Raw genomic sequence first — 6,813 nt, 5'->3', positions numbered from 1 at the left:
AGATATTAGTGAATAATGCCTTGATTTGTTTAAGTCGTTGTTTTTGTTGTGTTTTTAAAGTTGGCACGGACTTTGATTATACCAAGTAGTCGCGGTGATAAGCGATTTGGTGATTTAAACAAAACAGATTTTAGAAAAGGAAATAGCGATGCCAACTCCAGCATATATGTCTATCCAAGGTGAGACTCAAGGCCATATTACTAAAGATACTTACTCTGCAGATTCAGTAGGTAACACATGGCAAGAAGCTCACGTTGATGAGTTCCTAGTACAAGAACTTGATCACGTGCTAACAGTTCCACGTGATCCACAAAGTGGTCAGCCAACTGGTCAACGTGTACACCGTCCACTTGTTGTAACTAAAGTTCAAGATCGCTCATCTCCACTACTATTCAACGCACTAGTATCTGGCGAAAAACTTCCTGAGTGTGTGATCCGCTTCTACCGTACTTCAGTTCAAGGTAAACAAGAGCACTACTACTCAATCAAATTGATTGATGCGCTACTTGTCGATATCCAAACTCGTATGAACCACTGTCAAGACGCAGCAACAGCTGACCGCGTGACAGAAGAAGTGCTTAAGTTCACTTACCGTGCGATCGAAGTAACTCACGAAAACTGTGGTACTGCGGGTAACGACGACTGGCGTGCTCCACGCGAAGCTTAATTGCTCGTCGCGTAAAGATTCAGGGCCAACGATTGTTGGCCCTAATTCGATTATTTGTATCAGGTAAAAGATATGGTGAATGACGTAGAATTTAAATTTGAAGTGCCTGGATGTGGGCATGAATTTCGGGTTGAGAGCTTTCATGTTCATGAAGAGTTATCTAAGCCTTTCCACATCAATCTCTCATTACTTTCACTTGATCCAGATATCTCGTTCGATGAGTTAATACGTAAAGCTGGAACATTGACACTTTACGGACAAGGTGTTGGGGCTGCGCGTGTGTTCAACGGCGTGGTGAATGAAGTTCGTTACTTAGGGACTGGACGTCGTTTTTCGCGTTATCAATTAGTTTTAGTTCCTCAAGCTTGGTTCTTATCTCAGCGCCAAGATTGTCGTATTTTCCAGCAAAAGTCAGCGCAAGACATCATCACAGAAGTACTCGATGATGGGGCAGTCACCGATTACCGATTTGAAGTGTCGGGTACTTATCCTCCAAAAGAATACGTTCTGCAATATCGTGAGTCTGACTTGCACTTCGTGCAGCGTATGATGGCTGAACACGGTATGTGGTATTACTTTGACCATAGCGATTCAAATCATACGATGGTCATTGTTGACAGTAATGACGCGATTGCACCTTTGATAAGCTCGCCACTAAATGCTTCTTATATTGGGCCGATTGTTTATCATGCCGATGGTGGCGGTGTTGCCGATCGCGAACATATCTCTGATCTCGAGGTAGTTAACCGCGTTAGAACGGGACAGGTTACGTACACAGATTACAACTACGAACACCCTAAAATTCCACAAGAGATGACACAGGCTGGCGAGCTCGACCAAGATCTCAAGCAGTTTGATTATCCTGGACGATACGTTGACCCGCTGATGGGCCAAGTGAGAACCACGGAGTGGATGTCGGAACACATAGTCGATAATCAACAAGTGGAAGCAACGAGTGACGTAATGCGCTTAGCATCTGGTTACAGCTTTAACGTCAGTGACCACCCACGTTCTGAGATTAACCGCGATTACCTCATGTTGTCTGTAATGCACACAGGGCAAGATCCGCAAGTGCATGAAGATGAAGCGAGTGGTATGCCAACCACTTACTACAACCAGTTCTCATGTATTCCACGTGATGTGGTTTTTAAAGCGCCTAAACTAGCAGCACCAGTGGTTGATGGCCCTCAAACGGCGGTCGTTGTAGGACCAGAAGGTGAAGAGATTTACACCGACAAACTTGGTCGAGTGAAAGTACAGTTCCATTGGGATCGCTATGGCGATAACGATGAACATTCAAGTTGCTGGATCCGCGTAAGCCAATCCATGGCGGCGCCAACTTGGGGCGCAGTGTACTTGCCGCGTATTGGCCATGAAGTCGTAGTGACTTTCCTTGAGGGGGATCCAGATCGTCCGTTAGTTACGGGCGCAGTTTACAACGGTTTGCATTTCCCACCTTACTCTTTGCCAGAAAACAAAACTCGTACCACGTTCCGCACGCAAACGCACAAAGGAACAGGTTACAACGAGTTGAGTTTTGAAGACGAAGCGAACCAAGAAGAAGTCTATATTCACGCTCAAAAAGACATGTCGACCAAGGTGCTCAACAACCGTTACCGTGATATCGGTCAAGATGAGTTCTTAAAGGTTGCACGTCACCAAACGAATGAAGTTCACGGTGACCATAAAGAAACCATTCATGGGCATAAAACGACACAAGTAAACAGTACGTTTACCGAGACAGTCGAGCAAGACGTTACCGTCACATACAACGCGAATGAAGCTCAGTATGTGAAAAACAATTCTGACTTAGAAATTGGTGATAACCGTACGACTAAGATCGGTAAAAATGATGATTTAGATATTGGTGAAAACAGTAACCTTACTATCGGTGCATCTAAGAGTTCAGACATTGGTGCGGATGATAACCAGACGGTTGGTGGCAACTTAACGGTATCAGTGAAAGGTAACACCGCTTACAAAGCCGATGGTGCGACGCAAATTATCAGTGGCGACAAGATTGTATTAAAAACGGGTGGTTCCTCTTTAGTGATGAACAGTGATGGTTCAATAAAGTTATCAGGCTCGGCTATTACGATTGAAGGCAGTGACAAAGTCGTCGTGAAAGGTGGCAACGTAGTGGTTAACTAACAATGGAAAAACAACCTCTTACAACAGAAGTAATATCAGAGCAGCAAGCCGAATCAACGGCTTGCTTTTCGCGTTTTGGAATAATAGTGGATATCAATGAGTCTACGGGCAGTGTGCGAGTTGATTTTGATGGTAACCCATTTAATCAGCCACTCACTGCGAGACTAGGACGTGGCTTTCGTCGTTCTGAACTGCAAATGGCTATCGACAATCAATTAAGTTGTCGAATTGAGTTCATGAACGACGACTTAAGCTTGCCTCTTGTGACGGACATTTTCTTCTCCATTCTGGATGACTCTGATGAGTTTGTATTGCGAGCTAAGAAGATGGTGATCGAGACAGAACAAGAGTTGATAGTCAAAAGTGGTGAGACAGAAACTCGCTATAGCGGGCGCGATGGACGAATTACCACTAAAGCGAAGTACGTCACTTCTCAAGCAGAAAAAGCACAAAAAATTCAAGGCGGAACGATCGCAATTAACTAGTTACATCGCGTTAGCTAATTTACTTCGAGTTAGCTAATTACTTTGTATTAACTAATTGCAATCGCGTTATGGCACGCTAATAACGGATAACTAGATGCGACAAAGAATCGGTGTCGAGCACCTAAAGGCACCCATAACCAATCAAGAAGTCGAAGGCGCGTTAGCAAAAGCTGAGCGCGCTGTTAACGACCTTTCCCAATTGCCAGTAAAATGGCTGGATTTCTGTAATGAAAAGCTGTCCATTGCTTCTGAAAGTATCGGGTTTTTAATCAGGCAGCGAGTTCAAATTCACAAAAGGGGTTATCCAAGTCGTGAGTTGGAGTATCTCAAACTGATCGAACGCCAAATTGAAGAACTGAAGCAGGTGTACTTGTCGTTTTATCGATTAGCGCCGGGCTTACTCCATCAATTAAGAAGCAAAGAGCCAGAAATCTATATCTGGCTCATGTTACAAGGAGAGCTAGGTTCAGATATTGATAACCTTTTGTGTGGACTGAGTTTGCTAGAAGATATTGACGCTAAAACTGCAATGGTCGTTGCTGTACAATCTCCGGTTGAATCTATGGATAGCACGCTTTCGGAGCTTATTGAGGGTAATGCGACATCCAGTGCGTTTTACTTTGAATGCTTACGTGTACGTCAAACATTAAGTGTTTCTCTCATCAAGCGCTGGCACAAAGCCAGCATCATTAGCTCTCATGTTGCTTTGCCACTACTCGCTTTACAAGACGTGAAAGAGGGGATTGATTGGCTTAATGACAATGAATGCAGCGAACAATATCTATTTGAACGCTTGATTACCAAACGTGACAGAGGCACTTGGTTCCGTCAGAGCTTTGGCATCGAACCAAGTGGATTACCATCAGCGCAAGTGCTCACTTATGCCAAGTTGCTTGAGTTAAAAGAGTTTGAGGCGTTTGATATCTCTTCTCCATTAGCACCTGTTGATTTTGCGCTGAGTGGTGATTGGAAGTTGATGCCCCCAATCATCGAGCACTTGGAAAGTCTGGAGGAAGCGGAGGGTGAAATTTGGCTTCAAGCCTTGTATGTCGTCTACGGAAAACTTCTTCCTCTGACTCCGCAAGATGTTGGTGTCGAGTATGAATGGGAAGATATCGTCGATCTTCTCAATGAGTGGGTGGAAGATGAAAAATATATCCAAAATCTACCAAGCCGCTTGGGTTACGCATTGAGCTTCGAGTCTACGTTAGCTGCGATGCAAGATGCTAACGTTGATGTGCTGTTCCGCGATTGGCTATGGCGTCAACTCTGTATTCAATCCAGAGCCTACGTGCCTTGGGATATGGCAATGCCGATTCATCAACAAGACTGGAACTTTAACAATTTAAAGGCCGCACCTTCTGCGAGCGAACGATTCAACTTAAGGAATAGCAATGCAGTTATGGGATATTGAGGCGCACCCTGAGCTGTCACTTAAAGGTCGTTTTCAACGTGACGAAAACGGCGATGAAGTCTGGGTTGTGGTCGCCAAACGCACATGGCAATTCGATGGTGTTGTTTGGCACGAATTAGGTGAAAGTGAAATCTTCGATGATCCCCAATATTTGGGCGAAGAAGGCTTCTCTGCGATGAAAGTTGACCACGAGTTCGCGTATACCAAAGACAACACAGATGTACTTGTTTACGGCAAAGCGCGCAGCTACGCGAAAAAGCCAGTGACATACCAAGAGTGTCGTGTGCTGATTGATGGTCATATCGATAAGACTCTCGCTATTCACGGGGAACGCGTATGGGTTGAGCATGCTGGCAGTATCACGCTGAGCAATCCAGTCCCATTTATTGAAAAAGACATTGATTACACTTGCGCGGTAGGCGGTGATTTACGTAACCGAATAGGTGGTGGGGTTGCCGACTCCAACAAAGAATTGCTTGAACAGAAAGTACCCTCGATTTTTTATCCCCGAGAGGACTGGAGTGCCGCCGCGAAAAAACTACGCGTTGCGGGGTTCGGGCCAGTGCCTCCGTTCTTTGAGTCGCGCCAGAAGCTGGCCGGCACGTTCGATGACGATTGGATTGAGAATCGCAAGCCAATGTTGCCACTCGATTTTGATAAGCGGTTCTTCCAAAGCGCGCCTATTGATCAACAGTGCAAAGGCTTTCTTCGTGGGGGGGAGCGTTTGATGATGAGTGGTTTTTGTCATGATGACACGCTTTCATTTCGAATTCCTAAAGAAAAATACCGTGCGATCGCGACGTTCAAAGATCAAAGCTATCAAGCTGATATGGCGATGTACACCTTATTCGTTGATGCGGAAAAGAAGACTATATCAATCAGTTACACCGCTGCGTTTCCTTGTCAGGGCAAGGAGCATTTGTTGGTGTCGACATCGATCACTAAGTTGGAAGAGGTAAGCGAGCATGCATAATTCAACAGGCCGTTACGTGCTAGGGATGGAAGTGATGACGCCAACCGGTATGAATTTAGATATTGCTAGTGCAGTTTCGTATGCTGATTTAGGAAGATTCGACCAATGTGTAGGGGATGATGGTATTGAGCGTTTTACTTACGCCAAAATCGAATACACAAAAGAAATTGAGCAGTTTGAGAAAACGTGCGAGTTAATCACCCACTTGCTTGATTCATTGCTAGCGCAGTTACCACGTTCATTGAGACCAATACCTTTGCTTATAGCGGTGCCTGCGTCTGTTTCACTAGTAAAGGTGCAAGAATGGCTTGGTGAAAGTCACTACGCTGAATTTGTCTCTGTGGTGAATGCCGTTCATGCCAGTGGGCCTAGTTTCGTTCTCCAGGCCATGAAATCATTGGATAAATACGATGCCATGATGTGTATCAGTGTCGATTCCTTGGTGAATTCGATGCAAACACTCATCGACGATGCGATGGTAATGAGTACGAATAATCCATGGGGCGTTATTCCGAGCGAGGGTGGGGCGGGTTTAATTCTTTGTCGAAGGAATACCGTAGAAACATTGAAACTTAAGCCTCAAGCGCAGCTTGGCTACATTGATACGGAATTAAACACTTCAGATCGAAGAGGCATGTTTCGACTTGTTCAACGTGCGAGTAAAAAGCTCGATTCATTTGGTGAAGTGTATTCCGATATGACGAACCTTCGCATGCACTCGGAAGATTACGGCTTTGCTCTGGGGGCTAAAGCAGAACGATTCACGAACCCAGAACAACCGCAGCTTATCAATGAGTTGTGGGGCACGATGGGCAGTTGCTCTTCTCTAGCCTTAATCGCCTTTGCGGTCAGAGATCACCATTTTAGGCAACCAACCACGTTGTTAATGTTTGACTTTCATGGTGACAAGGGGATTCTCCAGTTGCTGCAATGTTAGTAGGCACTCATCGATCAAATGGCAATGAAAATACACTCATATTATTAGGTTGAAGTTTGTAACACGAAAAAGCGTATAACTGATGCAGTGAAAGCGTAAGTAAAAAACTCTAATAAGTTAGTAATAATAACTAAAATAATAGGCTTACTGTTTGTTTTAAATACCAACCTTGATACAAGTACGTTC

General features: G+C 44.7%; 6 protein-coding genes. All 6 read left to right on the top strand.

Annotation, left to right across the window (positions count from 1 at the left end; genetic code table 11):
• Positions 1–148 precede the first annotated feature (148 nt).
• Positions 149–667, top strand: coding sequence for an Hcp family type VI secretion system effector (locus tag CAG69_RS01785; RefSeq protein ID WP_005373415.1), 519 nt, complete (start codon positions 149–151; stop codon positions 665–667).
• Between the two features lie 72 nt (positions 668–739).
• The gene (tssI, locus tag CAG69_RS01780) at positions 740–2,818 is read left to right on the top strand and encodes a type VI secretion system Vgr family protein (protein ID WP_161442446.1); all 2,079 of its coding nucleotides are present in this window, start codon (positions 740–742) and stop codon (positions 2,816–2,818) included.
• A 2-nt stretch (positions 2,819–2,820) separates the two neighbouring features.
• Positions 2,821–3,303 carry a hypothetical protein gene (locus tag CAG69_RS01775; protein ID WP_161442444.1) on the top strand — a complete coding sequence of 161 codons (483 nt, stop codon included), beginning with the start codon at positions 2,821–2,823 and terminating at the stop codon, positions 3,301–3,303.
• A gap of 94 nt (positions 3,304–3,397) precedes the next feature.
• Complete coding sequence (locus CAG69_RS01770) at positions 3,398–4,717, top strand: hypothetical protein (RefSeq protein ID WP_161442442.1); 1,320 nt, start codon at positions 3,398–3,400, stop codon at positions 4,715–4,717.
• The gene (locus CAG69_RS01765) at positions 4,698–5,690 is read left to right on the top strand and encodes a DUF2169 family type VI secretion system accessory protein (RefSeq protein ID WP_005386096.1); all 993 of its coding nucleotides are present in this window, start codon (positions 4,698–4,700) and stop codon (positions 5,688–5,690) included. The genes CAG69_RS01770 and CAG69_RS01765 overlap by 20 nt, the downstream gene beginning before the upstream one ends.
• Positions 5,683–6,627 carry a hypothetical protein gene (locus CAG69_RS01760; protein WP_161442440.1) on the top strand — a complete coding sequence of 315 codons (945 nt, stop codon included), beginning with the start codon at positions 5,683–5,685 and terminating at the stop codon, positions 6,625–6,627. Before CAG69_RS01765 ends, CAG69_RS01760 begins: the two co-directional genes overlap by 8 nt.
• The last annotated feature ends 186 nt before the right edge of the window (positions 6,628–6,813 follow it).

It is taken from the genome of Vibrio sp. V43_P6S15P86, assembly GCF_009904725.1.
In the GTDB taxonomy this organism is placed as follows: Bacteria; Pseudomonadota; Gammaproteobacteria; order Enterobacterales; family Vibrionaceae; genus Vibrio; species Vibrio diabolicus.
Note: the sequence above shows the minus strand (reverse complement) of the source record. Positions and strands in the feature narration are given on the sequence as shown.

Excerpts from the sequence above, each read along its gene's own strand:
- CAG69_RS01785 (WP_005373415.1), top strand. The coding sequence starts at position 149 with ATGCCAACTCCAGCATATATGTCTATCCAAGGTGAGACTCAAGGCCAT.
- tssI (WP_161442446.1), top strand. The coding sequence starts at position 740 with ATGGTGAATGACGTAGAATTTAAATTTGAAGTGCCTGGATGTGGGCAT.
- CAG69_RS01775 (WP_161442444.1), top strand. The coding sequence starts at position 2,821 with ATGGAAAAACAACCTCTTACAACAGAAGTAATATCAGAGCAGCAAGCC.
- CAG69_RS01770 (WP_161442442.1), top strand. The coding sequence starts at position 3,398 with ATGCGACAAAGAATCGGTGTCGAGCACCTAAAGGCACCCATAACCAAT.
- CAG69_RS01765 (WP_005386096.1), top strand. The coding sequence starts at position 4,698 with ATGCAGTTATGGGATATTGAGGCGCACCCTGAGCTGTCACTTAAAGGT.
- CAG69_RS01760 (WP_161442440.1), top strand. The coding sequence starts at position 5,683 with ATGCATAATTCAACAGGCCGTTACGTGCTAGGGATGGAAGTGATGACG.